16 protein-coding genes are annotated in these 16771 nt (G+C 62.4%); 13 read left to right on the top strand and 3 right to left on the bottom strand.

The features are described from left to right. From ACIQ3Q_RS20890 to ACIQ3Q_RS20850, 9 genes are all read left to right on the top strand, one after another. On the top strand, positions 1–477 hold a 477-nt coding region (locus ACIQ3Q_RS20890; protein ID WP_396271159.1), incomplete at its 5' end, for a site-2 protease family protein. Positions 478–490: 13 nt separating this feature from the next. After that, the gene (gene bamA / locus ACIQ3Q_RS20885) at positions 491–2836 is read left to right on the top strand and encodes an outer membrane protein assembly factor BamA (protein WP_396271158.1); all 2346 of its coding nucleotides are present in this window, start codon (positions 491–493) and stop codon (positions 2834–2836) included. A 2-nt stretch (positions 2837–2838) separates the two neighbouring features. Continuing rightward, positions 2839–3354 carry an OmpH family outer membrane protein gene (locus ACIQ3Q_RS20880; RefSeq protein ID WP_396271157.1) on the top strand — a complete coding sequence of 172 codons (516 nt, stop codon included), beginning with the start codon at positions 2839–2841 and terminating at the stop codon, positions 3352–3354. Beyond that, positions 3351–4415, top strand: coding sequence for a UDP-3-O-(3-hydroxymyristoyl)glucosamine N-acyltransferase (lpxD, locus tag ACIQ3Q_RS20875; RefSeq protein ID WP_396271156.1), 1065 nt, complete (start codon positions 3351–3353; stop codon positions 4413–4415). Before ACIQ3Q_RS20880 ends, lpxD begins: the two co-directional genes overlap by 4 nt. 2 nt (positions 4416–4417) lie before the next feature. Next, a complete protein-coding gene (fabZ, locus tag ACIQ3Q_RS20870) occupies positions 4418–4855 on the top strand; it encodes a 3-hydroxyacyl-ACP dehydratase FabZ (protein WP_396271161.1) in 438 nt (145 codons plus the stop codon). Positions 4856–4877: 22 nt separating this feature from the next. Continuing rightward, positions 4878–5666, top strand: coding sequence for an acyl-ACP--UDP-N-acetylglucosamine O-acyltransferase (lpxA, locus tag ACIQ3Q_RS20865; RefSeq protein ID WP_396271155.1), 789 nt, complete (start codon positions 4878–4880; stop codon positions 5664–5666). Positions 5667–5679: 13 nt separating this feature from the next. Beyond that, positions 5680–6828: a lipid-A-disaccharide synthase gene (lpxB, locus tag ACIQ3Q_RS20860; protein ID WP_396271154.1), complete on the top strand. Its 1149-nt coding sequence runs from the start codon at positions 5680–5682 to the stop codon at positions 6826–6828. Further along, positions 6797–7435: a ribonuclease HII gene (gene rnhB / locus ACIQ3Q_RS20855; protein WP_396271153.1), complete on the top strand. Its 639-nt coding sequence runs from the start codon at positions 6797–6799 to the stop codon at positions 7433–7435. Before lpxB ends, rnhB begins: the two co-directional genes overlap by 32 nt. Beyond that, entirely contained in the window at positions 7432–8208 is a 777-nt protein-coding gene (locus ACIQ3Q_RS20850) for a TrmH family RNA methyltransferase (RefSeq protein WP_396271152.1), read from the top strand. Before rnhB ends, ACIQ3Q_RS20850 begins: the two co-directional genes overlap by 4 nt. A gap of 47 nt (positions 8209–8255) precedes the next feature. Here the strand turns inward: ACIQ3Q_RS20850 and ACIQ3Q_RS20845 are convergent, their stop codons facing one another. Both ACIQ3Q_RS20845 and ACIQ3Q_RS20840 read right to left on the bottom strand, forming a co-directional pair. Then, the gene (locus ACIQ3Q_RS20845; RefSeq protein WP_396271160.1) at positions 8256–10139 is read right to left on the bottom strand and encodes a B12-binding domain-containing radical SAM protein; all 1884 of its coding nucleotides are present in this window, start codon (positions 10137–10139) and stop codon (positions 8256–8258) included. A 127-nt stretch (positions 10140–10266) separates the two neighbouring features. Beyond that, the gene (locus ACIQ3Q_RS20840; protein ID WP_396271151.1) at positions 10267–11253 is read right to left on the bottom strand and encodes a Bug family tripartite tricarboxylate transporter substrate binding protein; all 987 of its coding nucleotides are present in this window, start codon (positions 11251–11253) and stop codon (positions 10267–10269) included. 164 nt (positions 11254–11417) lie between these two features. On the opposite strand from ACIQ3Q_RS20840, the gene ACIQ3Q_RS20835 reads away from it, so the two are divergent. From ACIQ3Q_RS20835 to ACIQ3Q_RS20820, 4 genes are all read left to right on the top strand, one after another. Next, positions 11418–11831 (top strand): antitoxin Xre/MbcA/ParS toxin-binding domain-containing protein, encoded by a 414-nt coding sequence (locus ACIQ3Q_RS20835; RefSeq protein WP_396271150.1) that lies wholly within the window; start codon positions 11418–11420, stop codon positions 11829–11831. Next, positions 11828–12532, top strand: a complete 705-nt coding sequence (locus tag ACIQ3Q_RS20830; protein WP_396271149.1) for an RES family NAD+ phosphorylase — start codon at positions 11828–11830, stop codon at positions 12530–12532. Before ACIQ3Q_RS20835 ends, ACIQ3Q_RS20830 begins: the two co-directional genes overlap by 4 nt. A 45-nt stretch (positions 12533–12577) precedes the next feature. After that, positions 12578–14824, top strand: coding sequence for a helicase-related protein (locus ACIQ3Q_RS20825; RefSeq protein WP_396271148.1), 2247 nt, complete (start codon positions 12578–12580; stop codon positions 14822–14824). A 270-nt stretch (positions 14825–15094) separates the two neighbouring features. Next, positions 15095–15670 (top strand): TMEM165/GDT1 family protein, encoded by a 576-nt coding sequence (locus ACIQ3Q_RS20820; protein ID WP_396271147.1) that lies wholly within the window; start codon positions 15095–15097, stop codon positions 15668–15670. A gap of 83 nt (positions 15671–15753) precedes the next feature. On the opposite strand, the gene ACIQ3Q_RS20815 is transcribed toward ACIQ3Q_RS20820, so the two are convergent. Next, positions 15754–16560, bottom strand: coding sequence for a hypothetical protein (locus tag ACIQ3Q_RS20815; RefSeq protein WP_396271146.1), 807 nt, complete (start codon positions 16558–16560; stop codon positions 15754–15756). Positions 16561–16771: the final 211 nt, after the last annotated feature.

Genomic DNA, 16771 nt, shown 5'->3' with positions numbered 1-16771 from the left:
ACAGAGGGAGAGACGCGCTTCGGCAAGGTCGAGGCCTTCATCGGGTCACTGCCACCCACGGTCGTGGTGAGCTATGGGGCCATTGAAGGTTTAGAGCGAGGCGTAACACGGACCGTCGAGATGGCCACCTTCAGCCTCCAGATGCTCTGGCGCATGCTCACTGGAGAAGCTTCACTGAAAAACTTGAGTGGCCCGCTGTCCATCGCTGAAGGCGCAGGGCAATCCGTGCAGCGCGGACTCTCAGATTACCTAGAGTTTCTGGCCCTTGTCAGTTTGAGTCTGGGTGTATTGAACCTGCTGCCGCTGCCCATGCTCGATGGGGGGCACCTGATGTATTATCTTTTCGAAGGGCTGACCGGGCGACCGGTCTCCGATGTTTGGCTCAAGTGGCTGCAACGTGGTGGAGCGTTGGCCCTGTTGCTGATGATGACCATCGCCCTCTCTAACGACCTGGTGCGCCTTTTTGGCCTGCCCTGAACACACCCCTGTGATGCCCTCTTTCTTCAACCCGAATTCTTTGCGCCCCATTCCTGCCCTGGTGGCTATGGTGTGCGCAGCCCAGGCCTTGCCTGCATTGGCTGCCGAGCCCTTTCAGATCCGGGACATCCGCATTGAAGGCTTGCAGCGCGGCGACCCCGGTAGCGTGTTTGGCGCTTTGCCCTTCCGCGTGGGTGACACCTATACCGACGACAAAGGTGCTGCCGCTCTGCGTGCCCTGTTTGCAACGGGCCTGTTCAAAGATGTTCGCCTGGACATTGATGACAAAGTGGTGGTGGTGGTGGTGGACGAGCGCTCCATCGTGGCGTCGGTCAATTTCGTGGGCCTGCGTGAGTTCGACAAGGAACAGTTGACCAAGGCCTTGAAAGAAAACGGCGTGGGCGAAGGATTGCCTTTTGACAAAGCCGTGGTGGACCGGGCCGAGCAGGAAATCAAGCGCCAGTACCTTTCCAAGAGCTTGTACGGCGCAGAGGTGGTGACCACCGCCACGCCGATTGAGCGTAACCGGGTTGACGTGACCTTCACGGTGGTCGAAGGCGATGTCGCCAAGATCAAGGAAATCCGCATTTTGGGGGCCAAGGCCTTTTCCGAGTCCGCCTTGCTGAGCGAGTTGGACCTGACCGTGGGTGGCTGGCTGACTTGGTACACAAAGTCTGATCGCTATGCCCGCTCCAAACTTAACGCTGACCTTGAGAAGCTACGCTCTTACTATCTGAACCGGGGCTATTTGGAGTTTGATGTCAAGTCGACGCAAGTCACCATTTCACCGGACAAGCAAGACATCAGCATCAACATCACCATCGACGAAGGCCAGCCCTATGTGGTGACATCGGTGAAGTTGGAAGGTGATTACCTCGGGCGTGAACTAGACTTCCGCCAGCGCGTGTTGATTCAACCAGGCCAAGCGTATCGGGGTGACGATGTCACCGCCACCCAGCGCCAATTCACTGACCACTACGGCACCTATGGCTATGCCTTCGCGCGGGTCGAGCCTCGAACCGAGATCGACCGCAAGACAGGGCAAGTGGTCGTGGTCTTACAAGGTGTGCCGGGTCAGCGGGTGAATGTGCGGCGCATCAGTGTGGCGGGCAATACCGTGACGCGTGATGAAGTGATCCGCCGTGAGTTCCGTCAGTTTGAATCTTCCTGGTATGACGGTGCCAAGATCAAGCTGTCTCGCGACCGCGTCGAGCGCCTGGGCTTTTTCAACGAGGTCACGGTCGACACCAATGAGGTCCCTGGCGCGCCTGACCAAGTGGATTTGGCCATCAACGTCACCGAGAAGCCCACGGGCAGTCTGTTGCTGGCAGCGGGCTACTCGCAAACCGATAAATTGACCATCAGCGTCTCGGTGCAAAAGGAGAACATCTTTGGCTCTGGCAACCGTCTGGGCTTGGATGTCAACACGGGCAAGACCAGTCGCAATTTGGTGGTCAGTACGACCGACCCTTACTTCACTGATGATGGCGTTTCGCGCACGTTGGACCTGTATTACAAGACATCGCGCCCATTGAACAGCTTGGCCGAGCAGTTCCAGTTGGCGACGGCGGGTACAGCCATTCGATTTGGCGTCCCCTTCACCGAGTACGACACTGTCTTTATGGGCATTGGCGCAGAGCAAAACATCATTGGTACAGCGTCTGGGCTGCCCCAGAGCTATGTCTTGCACCGCAGCCAATATGGCAGTCACAGTCTCTCCATTCCGCTGACGGTCGGCTGGTCGCGCGATGAGCGTGACAATCCGATCACGCCAACGCGTGGGGCCTTCAAGCGCTTGAATTTGGACATGAGCTTGCTGGGCGACCTGCGCTACGCGCGCCTGAATGCCCAATATCAGCAGTACATCGGCCTGCCCTGGAAGCTGACGTTGGGCCTCAATGGCGAAGTGGGCTTGGGCTACGGCATCATGGGCCGCAGCTATCCGACCTTCAAGAACTTCACTGGCGGTGGCTTGGGATCAGTGCGGGTGTTTGAGCAAGGCTCTTTTGGCGGCGTAGACATCACCGGTGCTTATGATGGTGGCTCGCGCAAACTGAACTTGAATGCGGAACTCTACGTTCCGGTTCCGGGCAGCGGCAACGATAAATCGCTGCGCATCTTTGGCTTCGCCGATGCGGGCAATGTCTGGCGCACTCAAAATAATCTCGGCGAAGAAACGGCGAACAACAAAGAGCGCGGACAAACCAATTCCTTGAGCGATTTGCGCGCTTCTGCGGGCATTGGCTTGAGCTGGATATCACCAGTGGGACCGCTGAAACTCAGCTACGGCACGCCGCTGCGCTCCTTCAAGGGCGATAAAATTCAACGCTTCCAGTTTCAAATCGGATCGGCATTCTGACGATGAGCTCGCTTTTCAAAACTATCGCGCAGACCCTGGCCCTCACTGCGGCTTTGGGGGCCACCGGCATGGTGTCGGCGCAGGAACTGAAGATTGGCTATGTCAATGGCGAGCGTGTGCTGCGCGAGGCAGCTCCTGCCAAAGCGGCACAAGCCAAGCTTGAGGCCGAGTTCAAGAAGCGCGAAACCGAGCTGAACGACACGGGCAATCGTCTGCGTCAATCCATGGAAAAGCTGGAAAAAGAAGCGCCCACCATCTCGGAGGCCGAGCGCACCCGCCGCCAGCGCGAGTTGTCTGAGCAGGAGCGTGATTTCCAGCGCAAGCGCCGTGAATTGCTTGAAGACCTGAACCAACGCAAGAGTGAAGAGCTGGCCGCCGTGAGCGAGCGCGCCAGCAAGGTCATCAAGCAGATTTTTGACCAAGAGAAGTACGACCTCATCATCACCGAAGCCGCTTTCTTCAGCCCTCGCGTTGACATCACCAAGCGCGTGATCGACGCCCTGAACGCCGGCAAGTGAGCAGCCTCCCTCATGCTGCTGCCAGTGCGGCAGCACGGGCCACAGTGGCCGATGTGGCGGCAGCCTTGGGCGGTGAGGTGTTGGGTGACCCCAATCTAGGGCTGGACCGTATTGCGTCGCTGCAAAGCGCCGACGCTCACAGCATCAGCTTCTTGGCGCAAAACAAGCTCTTGGTGCAGTTGCAAGCCAGCCAAGCCGGCTGCGTGATTCTGCGGCCAGAGCATCGTGAACTGGCACAGCAGCGCGCTGCGACCATCCTCACCCCAGACCCCTATCTCTACTATGCCCGGCTGACCCAGTGGTGGGTGCAGCGTCAGCGCGCCTTGCAGACCGCAGGCGTTCACCCCACGGCCCACATCGGCCAGGGCGTGGTGCTTCATCCGTCGGCCCGTATTGGCGCATTTGTCGTCATTGAAGACCGTGCCAACATTGGCGAAGGCGTGGTGGTCGGCCCGCACACCGTGGTGGGCGCCGGTGCGGCGCTGGGTGCACACACCCGCCTCGCGGCGCGGGTCAGTTTTGGTGAACATTGCCGTATCGGCGCTCGCGGCATGATCCACAGCGGGGCTGTGATTGGCGCTGATGGTTTTGGCTTTGCGCCTCAGGCCGGGGCTTGGACCCGCATTGAGCAGCTTGGCGCGGTGCGCTTGGGCGACGATGTCGACATCGGCGCCAACACCTGTGTCGACCGCGGCGCCTTGGACGACACAGTGCTGGAAGACGGTGTCAAGCTCGACAACCTCATTCAAATCGCGCACAACGTGCACATCGGGGCGCACACTGCCATGGCAGGGTGCGTGGGAGTCGCCGGCAGTGCTCGTATCGGCAAACACTGCACCTTTGGCGGTGCGGCCATGATCTTGGGCCACCTTGAGATTGGTGACCATGTGCATATTTCGGCGGCCAGCGTGGTGATGAGTTCCATCACCAAGCCTGGGCAATACAGCGGCGTCTTCCCAATCGACGACAATGGCGCCTGGGAGAAAAACGCGGCCACCTTGCGCCACCTGCACACGCTACGGGCTCGCCTGCGTGCTTTAGAAAAGAAATTCGCATCATGATCATGGATATCCATCAGATTCTCAAACGCCTGCCGCACCGCTACCCCATGCTGTTGGTCGACCGAGTGCGCGAGCTTGAAAAGAACGTCCGCATCCTGACGATCAAGAACGTCACGATCAACGAGCCCTTCTTCAACGGCCATTTCCCGCATCGCCCCGTGATGCCCGGCGTATTGATCCTGGAAGCCATGGCCCAATCGGCGGCCTTGCTGTCCTTTGCGTCGGCTGAGTTGGACCCGGGTGATGACACCGTGGTGTACTTTGCCGGCATTGACTCGGCGCGCTTTAAGCGCCCGGTGGAGCCGGGCGATCAATTGCTGATCGAAGCCAGCATTGACCGCGTCAAGGGCGGCATCTACAAGTACAAGGCCAAGGCTACGGTGGACGGGGAGATCGCAGCCACCGCCGAGTTGATGTGCACCATGCGCAAGATCGCTTGACCCAACGCTTCTAAGCTTGCCCATGGCTTTGATTCACCCAACGGCTGTCGTAGATGCCGCTGCTGAGTTAGACAGCTCGGTGCGCGTAGGCCCTTATGCCGTGATCGGACCCCATGTGCGCATTGGCGCGGGCACCGAGATCGGCCCGCACTGCGTGCTGGAAGGCCGCACCACCATTGGCCAGCACAACCGATTTTTCCAGTTCAGCTCCATCGGGGCCATACCGCAAGATATGAGCTATGGTGGCGAGCCCACCGAATTGGTGATTGGCGACCACAACACCATCCGCGAGTTCTGCACCCTGAACCTGGGCACGCTCAAGGAAGAGGGCGTCACGCGCATCGGCTCGCACAACTGGATCATGGCCTATGTGCATGTGGCTCATGATGTGCGCATGGGCGACCGCATCGTGTTAGCCAATGGTGTGACCCTGGCGGGCCATGTTCACATCGGCGATTGGGCCTTTGTGGGTGGGCTGTCCGGCGTGCATCAGTTCGTGCACATCGGTGCGCATTCGATGATCGGCTTTCAAGGCCATGTGGCACAAGACGTGCCGCCCTTCATGACGGTGGAAGGCAACCCCCTGCAAGCACGCGCCGTCAACATGACGGGCTTGAAGCGCCGCGGCTTCACCGACGAGCGCACCACCGTCATCCGCCGCATGCACAAGCTGCTGTATCGCTCTTCGTTGCCGCTGGCAGAGGCCATGGCGGCCATCGCTGCGCTCAAAGGCAGCGAGCCCAGTGCCGATGGCGACATTGCCGTGATGCTGGATTTTCTGGCGGGTGCCAAGCGCGGCATCGTCCGCTGAGGCAGGGGCCCTGATGACACAGGCCCCCCGTCTGGCGATGGTGGCCGGTGAGGCCTCCGGCGACCAATTGGCCAGCTTGCTGCTGGCGGGTTTGCGTGATCGCTGGCCCGGCACTCACGCCGTGGGCATCGGCGGGCCGCAGATGCGGGCGCAAGGCTTTGACGCTTGGTGGCCCAGCGACAAGCTCTCTGTCTTTGGCTTCGTGGACGCCCTGCGCCACTACCGCGAGTTGGTCGGTATCCGCAACCAATTGCGCGAGAGACTGCTGAAGGAGCGCCCCGATGTCTTCATTGGCATCGATGCGCCCGACTTTAACTTCGGTTTGGAGACACCCCTCAAAGCCGCCGGCATTCGCACGGTGCACTTCGTCTGCCCCTCCATCTGGGCTTGGCGCGGCGAGCGCGTCAAGAAGTTGGCGGCGGCCGCCGACCACGTGCTCTGCCTCTACCCCTTTGAGCCGGCCCTCTTGGCCCAGCACGGCGTGGCCGCCACATTTGTGGGCCACCCGATGGCTGACAAAGTACCGCTCGACCCCCCGCGCGCCGACGCCCGCCAGAGCTTGGGTCTGGCCGCGCAAGATACCGTGGTGGCCCTTTTGCCGGGCAGCCGCCGCAGCGAGATTCGCCATATCGCGCCCGCCTTGCTGCAGGCTGCGGTGCAGATGGCCCAGCACCGGCCCGAGCTGCGTTTTGTGCTGCCCATCGCCCCGGGCCTGCGGCCCCTGGTGGAGCAGGCCGTGGTGGAGGCGGGTGCCAGCCGCTTGCCGCTGCAGCTGGTGGATGGCCGCTCGCACGAGGTGTTGGCCGCTTGCGATGTGACGCTGATTGCCAGTGGCACCGCCACGCTGGAGGCCGCGCTCTACAAGCGGCCCATGGTCATCGTGTATCGCCTGGGCTGGCTCAACTGGCAGCTCATGCGCCGCATGGCCTATCAGCCCTGGTTTGGGCTGCCCAATATCTTGCTCAAAGACTTTGTCGTGCCCGAGTTCATTCAAGACGCCGCCGAGCCCAAGGCCATCGCGCAAGCGGCCTTGGCTTGGCTGGACGACGCACCTCGGCAAGAGCGCTTACAGCGACAATTCAAAGACCTTCACCTCAGCCTGCGGCAAGACACCGCAGCCCGCTCCAGCGATGCCCTCGCGACGCTCCTCCAAAACGCCTGAGCAGCTCACGCTGCACTTCCCCACCTCCGGTCTACTGGCCGGTGTGGACGAGGCCGGCCGCGGCCCCCTGGCCGGGTCGGTGGTGGCTGCAGCGGTCATCTTGGATGACTTGCAACCCATCAAGGGCCTCAAAGACTCTAAGGTGCTGACTGAGCGCAAGCGCGACGCCCTGTTCGACGAGATCCGTGCCAAGGCCCTGTGCTTCTGCATCGCCGAGGCCTCGGTCGAAGAGATCGACCGGCTGAACATCTTGCATGCCACGATGTTGGCCATGAAGCGCGCTGTTGAAGGCCTGCGCCTGCCGCCGGCCAAAGTGCTGGTGGATGGCAATCGGCTGCCGGTGCTCAAGATCCCGGCCGAGGCCATCGTGAAGGGCGACGCCAAAGTCCAGGCCATTTCTGCCGCCTCCATCTTGGCCAAGGTCCACCGAGACAGGCTTTGCGTGGACATGCACGCGCAGTGGCCGCACTACGGCTTTGCCACGCACAAAGGCTATCCCACCGCCATGCACCTCAAGGCCTTGCAGGAGCATGGCGCATCGCCCGTTCACCGCCAGAGTTTTGGCCCGGTGCGCCAGGCTTTGGCCTCAAAGGCCGCTGCCGCATGACCACCTCCACTGAGCGCATCACCTCCAAAGACAACCCCTTGCTGGTGCGCATCCGCAAGCTGGGGGCAGATTCCGGCGCCTACCGCAAGCAAGGGCTGGTGTGGCTGGAGGGCGACCACCTCATCAGCGCTGCACTGCAGCGGGGCGTGGCGCTCTCAGAATTGGTGGTGGCCGAATCGGCCTGGGCTCAACGTGCGGATTGGCGCCGTTGGGCGCCCGAGGTGCGGCGCGTCGTGGAAGTGCCCGATGCCCTGTTTGCGGGCTTGAGCACCCTGGACACGCCGGGGCGCATTGGTGCGCTGATGAGCCTGCCGCCTGCGCAAGCGTTGGCCCCGCAGGCCTTCACCGTGGTGCTGGACCGCCTGCAAGACGCTGGCAACGTCGGTAGCATTCTGCGCAGCGCCGCTGCCTTTGGCGTACGCCAAGTGCTGGCCTTGAAGGGCACAGCGGCGCTGTGGTCGCCCAAAGTTGTGCGCGCCGGCATGGGGGCGCACTTTGCAATGCAGTTGATCGAAGGCCTCTCAGACGACGATCTGGCCGCCCTTCAAGTCCCCTTGCTCGCCACCAGCTCACACCAAGGCCTGGTGCTGGGTCAATCCCCGCTGCCCTGGCCCTGTGCTTGGGTCATGGGCCACGAAGGTCAAGGTGTCAGCGAGGCCCTGATGGCCCGCTGCAGCCACACCGTGCGCATCCCTCAGCCCGGTGGGGAAGAGTCGCTCAATGTGGCGGCGGCGGCGGCGATTTGTCTGTACAGCACGCAGGCGCCGACATAGCGCTTTGACTCACGCTGTGGCGGCAAAGTGCTTGCCGAGCCTTTTCTTCAAGGCCGCCGCTCTCCGGCCTGCAAAGCCCTGGCAATTCGATGCCGTGACACCGTGGGCTTGGGCACCTTGCCCTTGACCTGTTCAAACCACGCTCGCACGTCTTCGTCCAAGCCAATGCCGTGCATGTAGTTGTAGAGCGCCTTCTTCAGGCCTTGGCCCAGGGCATCGTGGTCGGTGCCTGTCGGGTCGATAAAACCGACATCGTTTTTGGCGAACGGGGAGGGCGGCAGGGGCAGGAGTTGCACGCCGTAGTCTTGCGGGCGCAGCCCCACCGGCGAGTGCACGGTGCAGGCAAAGCGATGGAAGAAGCCGCTGTGGATGCAGCCGTTCTCAAACAACTGCCGCACGTACTCCAGCGCATCGACCGTGTCTTGCACGGTTTGGGTCGGGAAGCCGTACATCAAGTAGGCGTGCACCAAGATGCCGGCGTCCGCCATGCCCTTGGTGACCCGCGCCACTTGCTCCACCGAGACGCCTTTTTTCATCAGTGCCAAGAGCCGGTCTGAGGCTACTTCTAAGCCGCCGCTCATGGCAATGCAGCCGCTCTCGGCTAGCAGTTCACTCAACTCGGGCGTGAAGGTTTTCTCGAAGCGGATATTGCCCCACCAAGAGATGCGCAAATCTCGGCGCAGCAGCTCTTCAGCCAAGGCCTTGAGGGATTTAGGCGGCGCCGCTTCATCGACAAAGTGAAAGCCGGTCTGCCCGGTCTCTTGCACGATGGCCTCAATACGGTCCGCCAGCACCTCTGCGCTGGCGGCGTCATAGCGCGAGATGTAGTCCAGGCTCACGTCGCAGAAGCTGCATTTCTTCCAGTAGCAGCCATGGGCCACAGTGAGCTTGTTCCAGCGCCCATCGCTCCACAGCCGGTTCATGGGGTTGAGCATGTCCAGCAGCGAGAGATAGCGGTTCAGCGGCAGGCCGTCCCAGGTGGGCGTGCCCACGTCGCTGAAGGCAATGTCGGCCTCGGGGAACTGGATTAGGCGCACCGCGTCCGCTTCGCGCACAAAGGTGCGCACCAAGCGCTCGCGCGAGCGCTTTCCTTGCAGGTGGGCGATCAGGGCCAGCAGCGGGCGTTCGCCGGCGTCCAAGGTGACGTAGTCGACAAAGTCGAACAGGCGTGGCTCGGCCAACTCACGCAATTCGGTGTTCACAAAGCCACCGCCCAGGGCAATGGCCACGCCGGGGTGGTGGGCCTTGATGGTTTGCGCCATGCGCAGCGCGGCATAAAGTGCGCCGGGAAAGGGCACTGAGAGCAACACCAACTGGGGATGATGCTGGGCCATGGCATCCCGGGTCAGGCGCGCCAGCGTGCGGTCTAGCAAGTTGGGCTCGGCGGCCAGGGCCTGGGCCAGCGGGTCAAAGGTGGGTTGGCTGGTGGCCAACTTCTCGGCATAGCGCACAAACTCAAAGCGCGCATCCACCGCGTCACGCAGCACATCGGCCAGGTCATTCAAATACAGCGTGGCCAGGTGGCGGGCGCGGTCTTGCAGCCCCAGGGCGCCAAAGGCCCAGGCCAGCGGGTCAGCGCCGTCTTCGGCGATATAGCCCTCCAAGCTGGCAAAGCGTGCGCCTTCGGGCAGATAGCGCCGGGCGTTGATGCGGTGGGCCAGCGTGGGGTCTGCCCCTTGCAGAAAGGCGACGGTTGGGCCGATGGTGGCGCGGTAGGCGGAGAACTCCGCCAAGAACTGCTGCACCTGGGCGCTGTGCTTCTGCGGTGGCAACTGCTCAGCAGCTTCGCGGACTTGGTCCAGGCCTTCAGGGCTGAGCAGGGCCAGCACCAGGGCCAGCGCCAGGTCTTCTTGAACCGCATCGACGCCTTGGCTGCGCAGGAAGCCGGTGAGGTAGGCGGTCGAAGGGTAGGGCGTGTTGAGCTGCGTCATCGGCGGGATGACGGACAACACTTTGAAGCTCTGGGCGCCTGCGGGTGACGTGGCAGTCGCCTGCGAGAGAGGAGTTGATGAATCGGGCATGGATGGGCTCGATTGTCCCATCCATGCGATCGCCGGCTTACTGAGGGTTAAAGCCGCTGTTCTTGATGATGCGGGCCCAAGCCGTGGTGTAGCTGCGCTCGCGCTGGCCCAATTGTTCGGGCGTCATATGGCCCGGGGTCAGGCCCATGGCTAACATGCGGGCCTGTACGTCGCGCTTGTTCAAGACCTTGGCCATGGCGGCAGAGAAGTTGTCGATGAAGGCGCGTGGGGTGCCGGTGGGTGCGAACACGCCGTAGTAAGGCACCTCTTCAAAACCGGAGACACCCAGCTCCGCAAAGGTGGGCACATCGGGCAGCACGCCTTGGCGGCTAGTGCCGGCCACGGCCACCACCTTGATTTTGCCGTTACGGTGGTTGTCGATGAAATCAGGCACCGAACCCACGCCGGCCGCAATTTGGTTGCCCAGCATGTCGGCCATCATGGGCGCACTGCCCCGGTAGGGCACAGGCACCAGGTCCAGCGCGTTTTTCTGGCCCAAGACCTTGACCAAAAACTCGGGCGTCGAGGCCGGTGCGGGGATGCCCACCGCGCCCTTGCCTTGGCCCGCGCCGCGCAGCCAGGCCACATAGTCCTTGTAGTCCTTCACGGGTGTGCCGCCCGAGACGGCCAGCGCATTCACAAAGCTGGCAAATCCTGCCACCGGCACAAAGTCTTTGGACGGTTCATAGCCCGGTGTTTTGACCACCTGGGGCAGGATGGAGATGCTGTGGTCGTGAGACAAAAACAGCGTCAGGCCATCGGGCGCCGCCGCCTTCAAGGCTTGCGCGGCCAATTGGCCGCCAGCCCCCGCCTTGTTCTCCACGATGATGTTGGCGCCCAACTCGTCTTTCAGGTGCTCGGCCAGCAGGCGAGCAATGGCATCTGTGCCGCCCCCGGCGGGAAAGCCCACCAAGAGCTTGATGGTCTTGCCGGACTGCGCCCAGGCAGGTGCGGCCAAGCTGGCGGCAGCCAAGGCGATGCTGCCCAGCAATACCTGGCGGCGTGACGACTTCGTGGGGGACATCAAAAGCTCCTCATGGGTTTGTCAACATGTCTGCCAAGGATAGTGCCAATTCGCAGGAATGCGCAGTCTTGGTGCATCTCTTCAATGAGTTCTCTGATGAACTAAATATTGATAATCGGCCGTTGGTGTACTACTATGCCCACATCACACCTGCCGCTGCTGCCATGTCCACCCTGCTTGCCCCCACCGCCCCCGTTGACGCCTTTGGCCGAGACGCCGCCGCTCAAGCCTTGGTCGTGTTCTTTCGCATGGCGCAAGAGTGGGGCTTGCAGCCTGCCCAAGAGCAAGTGTTGCTGGGGGTGGGCCGCACCACCTTGTTTGCCTGGAAAGCTGGGCGGGTGCGCAGCGGGCTGGAGCCTGTGGTGCTGGAGCGCCTGAGTTATCTGTTCCGCATCTACGCCGCGCTGGAGATCCTGCTGCCCGTGCCTGAGCGCGCCAGGGCCTGGTTGCACAAGCCCAATGCCGCCCCCTTGTTTGGCGGCCAAACCGCCCTGGCGCGGCTCATGGGCGGGCAGGTGGGGGACCTGATGGTGGTGGCGCAATACCTGGACGCCCAGCGCGGCGGGGACTTTTCATGACGGTTTTACCCGTGCAGCGCGCCCCGCGTGCCAAAGAGCTGGGCTGGAACCCATGCTACCGGCTCATTCCCAGCCGCTTTCCGCCCACCAGCCTGTTCGACCGGGTGGCCCGGCCGCAAGAGCTAGACGCCGTGTTCGCCATCCAAGCCCTGACCAACCCGCGCTTGCGCGATGAGATCGGCCAGATCCACATGGTGCCCGCTGATGAGCGTGTCAGCGGCGAGGGCTCCACCCCTGTGATGGCGGCGTTTTGCCACCTCAACCCCGAGGGCAGCCGCTTTTCTGACGGCACCTGGGGCGTTTACTACGGCGCAGAAAGCCTAGAGACCGCCGTCGCCGAAGTCAGCCACCACCGCAGCCGCTTCTTGGCCGCCACCCAGGAGCCTGCGCTGCAGGTCGACATGCGGGCCTATGGTGCGCGGGTGATGCAGCCCTTGCATGATCTGCGTGGCAAGGCCTGGCAAAGCCTGCACCAGCACGATGACTATGCCGCGCCCCAGCAGTGGGCGCGCCGCCTGCGCGAGGCGCAGTCTTGGGGCGTGGCTTACCGCAGTGTGCGCCGCCCAGGCGGAGAGTGCGTGGCCGTGTTTCGGCCGCGTGCGCTGGCCTTGCCCGTGGTGCAGTGTGCGCACGTGGCTCTGCACTGGGACGGCCAGCGCATGGCCAGCTGGTGCATCAAGTCGGACCCTCAAACCCTGTAGCGCCTATCATGCCGGGGTTCAACTTGCCGCTTTGGCGGCCCATCCATGTCTGCTGAGTCCCCCCGCGCCGTCCGGCTGCCCAACGCGAGCCATCTGGCCCGTATCCCCGCCCACATCAGCCCCGAAGCCCTAGAGCGCATTCGCCAGGGCGCCTACAACCTGCCCCAGGTCGTCAAGCCTGCAGACCTTCTGCCCGAGGATGCGGCTGAGGCCGAGCGCACACTGGACGCCATGGGCTTGGTGCTGCTGCAAAAAGCGGTGGCCCACCAGCGCCCCAGCCGCTGGATTGCGCCCTCCTTGCTGGACGCTGCGCTGCGCCACTTGGACGAGGTGGGTGTGGGGCGCGAAACCCGAGCCCTGATGCTGGAGCGCTCGGCCGCCTTGGAGACCCAGGGCTTAAGCCGCCGTGCCGACGGCTGGGAGCGCTTGGTGCGCCAGCCCTTGCCCGTGCAGCATGCCGCTTGGGCCCGCGTGGCCAACACCGCCGCTGGGGCAGTGTCGGTGGCCTTTCGGGCCCCGGCGCTGGCGGACGCTGTGTGGACCTTTTTCCGCACCGGCGACTTGCGTGTCTTGCTGGCGCAGCTCGGGCCAGCGCCCGACTACCCGGACGGCACTGTGCTGGCCACGCATTTGGACGCGCTGGTCGAGCGCGGTGCGCAGCAAGACGCCAGTCAACTGCCCTCGCTGCTGGCTCGCCTGCAGGCCGAGTGTGCCCGGCCCCAGGCATTGGACGGCCTGCTGGCCGCCTGCACCCGGGCGCAAGAGCGCTGGTCCCACCAGGTGGCCGAGCAACACACGCTCAGCCGTCTGAACCAAGAGCTGGCCTTCCAAGGCTATCCAGACAGCTTCGAGCAAGCCCGCCGCCTGCAACGCAAGGTCACTTTGTTTGTCGGGCCGCCTAACAGCGGCAAGACCTATCACGCCTTTGAGAAGCTCGCCGGGGCCTTGGACGGCGCCTATCTGGCGCCGCTGCGCCTGCTGGCCCTGGAGGGGCGGGATCGCTTGGTGGCACGGGGTGTGCCCTGCTCACTGCTGACGGGTGAAGAGCGCGTGCCAGTCGAGGGCGCGCGGGCAGTCTCCAGCACCATCGAGATGGTCAACACGCGCGAAGTGATCGATGTGGCCGTCATCGACGAAGCGCAGATGATTTTCGACGCCTCACGTGGTTGGGCCTGGACCCAAGCCATTGTGGGTGTGCCCGCGCGCGAGCTGATCATCATCTGCTCGGCCTACGCCGTGCCGGCCATTGAGAGCCTGCTTGGCCTGTGCGGTGAGGCGGTGCAAGTCCAGCACTTCGAGCGCAAGCAGCAAGTGCAACTGCTCAAGTCACCGGTGCCGATTGCGGCGCTCAAGAAGGGCGACGCGGTGGTGGCCTTCAGCCGCCGTGAGGTGCTGATGCTGCGCGACCAAATCGCCGCCAATGGCCACCCGGTGTCGGTGGTTTATGGCGCGCTGCCGCCTGAAGTGCGGCGCCGCGAGGCCGAGCGTTTTGCCAGCGGCGAGTCGCATCTGCTGGTCGCCACCGACGCCATCGGCATGGGCCTGAACCTCCCGATCCGGCGCGTGCTGTTCTCAACCCTCACCAAGTTCGACGGCGTGGGCGACAGGCCTTTGAATGAATCTGAGGTGCACCAGATTGCCGGTCGGGCAGGGCGCTTTGGTATTCATGAAGAAGGCTTTACCGGCGTGCTGCACGAGGCTGAGCCCACGGCGATGCGGGCGCTGCGAGACCTGCTGCCGCGCACGCCCCGCGCCCCACGCAACTTCAAAGCACCGGTTGCGCCCAACTGGTGGCATGTCAGCACCATTGCCAGTCGCTTGGGCAAGAACGGCTTGCATGAAGTGCTGACGGTGTTCATGGAACAGTTGCGTCTGGATAACGCACACTTTCAGGTGGCCGAGCTGGAAGGCATGCTGGCCCTGGCCCAGGAGCTGGACACCCAAGCCGGTGGGCTGGAGCTGCGCCAGCGCTTCACCTATGCCCAAGCGCCGGTGGACACCCGCACTGACAACGCCGTCCAGACCTTTTTGGATTGGGCTTGGCAGCATGCCAAACACGGCAGCGTTGAGGCACCGCACTTCTTGGACGAGGTCGACGAACACAGCCGCCTAGACCGCATGGAACAAAGCCTGCGCGCTTGCACCTTGTGGTTGTGGCTGGACCTGCGCTTCCCCGGCATTTATGGCCACTTGGACGAGGTGCTGGACCTGCGCAACCGCCTGAACGACGGCATTGAGCGCCACCTCAAAGGCAAGCGGCCGCTCTGGCAGTCGCGCGGCAGAAAGCGCTAGAGGCGCAGCGCACGCTCAGCCCGCGTTAGAATGGCGGCTTGTCTTTGGGGAGTAGCCGCCCTGGTCATGGTGCCGCAGCTGTTTTGCGCTCATGTCAAACAGGGGCCCGCGTCAACATACTTGAGCCGAGGGTGTCTGCGCAAAGCTCATGGCGTGAAGCTTGCAGCCGCCCTGGCTGTACTGGCAAGACCTTTGACTACAGCACACTCGGCCAGGCCGGAGAGTGCGCTGTGGTCATTGCGTTTGTCCGGCCCGTAGAGTTCTCACACCATGGAAGCATTCCTCGTTTCAACGGGCATCGTCGCCTTGGGCGAAATGGGTGACAAAACCCAGTTATTGGCCTTGATGCTGGCCGCGCGCTTTCGCAAGCCCGCCCCCATCATCTTGGGCATTTTTGTCGCCACCGTGCTTAACCATGCCGCTGCTGGTGCCGTGGGCGGCTGGGTGGCTCAAGCCTTGGGGCCGAACGTGCTGCGCTGGGTCATTGGCCTTGGCTTTTTAGCCATGGCGGCTTGGATGATGATTCCCGACAAGTTGGACGACGAAGAAACCAGTGGCACGCAGCGCTTTGGTGTGTTTGGCACCACGGTCGTGGCCTTTTTCTTGGCCGAGATGGGCGACAAAACTCAAATCGCCACCGTGGCCTTGGCCGCCCGCTACACCGGTGAGTTGCTGGCCGTGGTGATGGGCACCACCCTGGGCATGATGCTGGCCAATGTGCCCGCCGTGTTCTTGGGCGATGCCGTGGCCAAAAAGGTCTCCATGACCTTGGTACACGCCATCGCCGCAGGCATCTTTGCGGTGCTGGGCATCCTCACGCTGATGAACGTCGGGCGCTTGTTCTGAAGCGATTGCTGAGCATCGCTCTGCTCGACGCGCTCATAGCGTTTCATCACAGACTGAGCGGGGCTTTACCCGCCTTGATCATCTCAGTCTGTGCTTTGAGGGTTCTTCCAGCGTGTCGACAGGGCCATGTCATTGCCGATGACCCGGCCGAAGTATTCATACACACCGGCTCTAGTGGGTGAGTTGCCGTTGCCTGTTAAGCCGGTGCTGGTACGGAAATCTGTCCACACCGTCAGGAATGAGTTATTGCCTGCGGCCACGTCTGGCCGGAACTGCCCATTGGCCGCCGTGGTCACTGCGATAGAGCTTTGGCGCAAACTGCCGTTGGCCTCAATGAATTGTCCGTGGATCCCATCAGGAACACTGTTGAACTCTGAGTTATCAAAGGCCACGAAAAACAAATTCTGTCTCTTCAGATAAGAGACTGCAGCGCGGTTGCGATTGCCGCCGAGATCGGTTCCCAATTCGACCGGCGTGCCGACAGGCCTGCCATTGGTGTTCAAAATTTGGCTGAACATGCGGAAGGTGGTGTCCACACTCTCCCACACAGCGATGAAGCTACCGTCCCTGGAGTTTGACGCCACCACGGGCCGGCCTTCGATGTTCGGCGTTTGCGCAATCAGGTAATTGCTACCCAGCATCGATCCGTCAGATGAAATGAGTTGACCATAGATGTCGTCTTTGGTGGCGAGCGTGCGTTGATCCCCCCAGACAACCAAGAAGCGGTCATTGAGTACATCACAGGCGACGTCTGGCTTGAACTGGTTCTTCTCAGCCGCTGCAATGACGAAATTTCCCCCGATCAGGGTGCCCGCACCATCCACAAACTGTCCCCACACGTCGGCGTCACCAGAATCGAAATCATAGTTAACGCCTTTTTCCCAAGTCACTAGGAACCGATCTCGGCCGGGGCAGTAAGCAATAGCCGGCCGACTCTCAATGACGTTGGAGGTTGAAATCCGGAATTCCTTTCCGATATTTTTGCCATCGAGACCTACCAGGCTGCTGAAATACCAGCCGGTTCTGATGGTCGAGCGAGACGCAGAGAGGACAATCTGAGCATCCGATTTGAGAGAGAGCTATGCGCGGAGCCGACACCTT

The sequence above is a fragment of the Ideonella sp. genome (genome assembly GCF_044358605.1).
Taxonomy (GTDB): Bacteria; Pseudomonadota; Gammaproteobacteria; order Burkholderiales; family Burkholderiaceae_C; genus Ideonella.
This window is presented reverse-complemented; position numbering and strand designations above follow the sequence as displayed.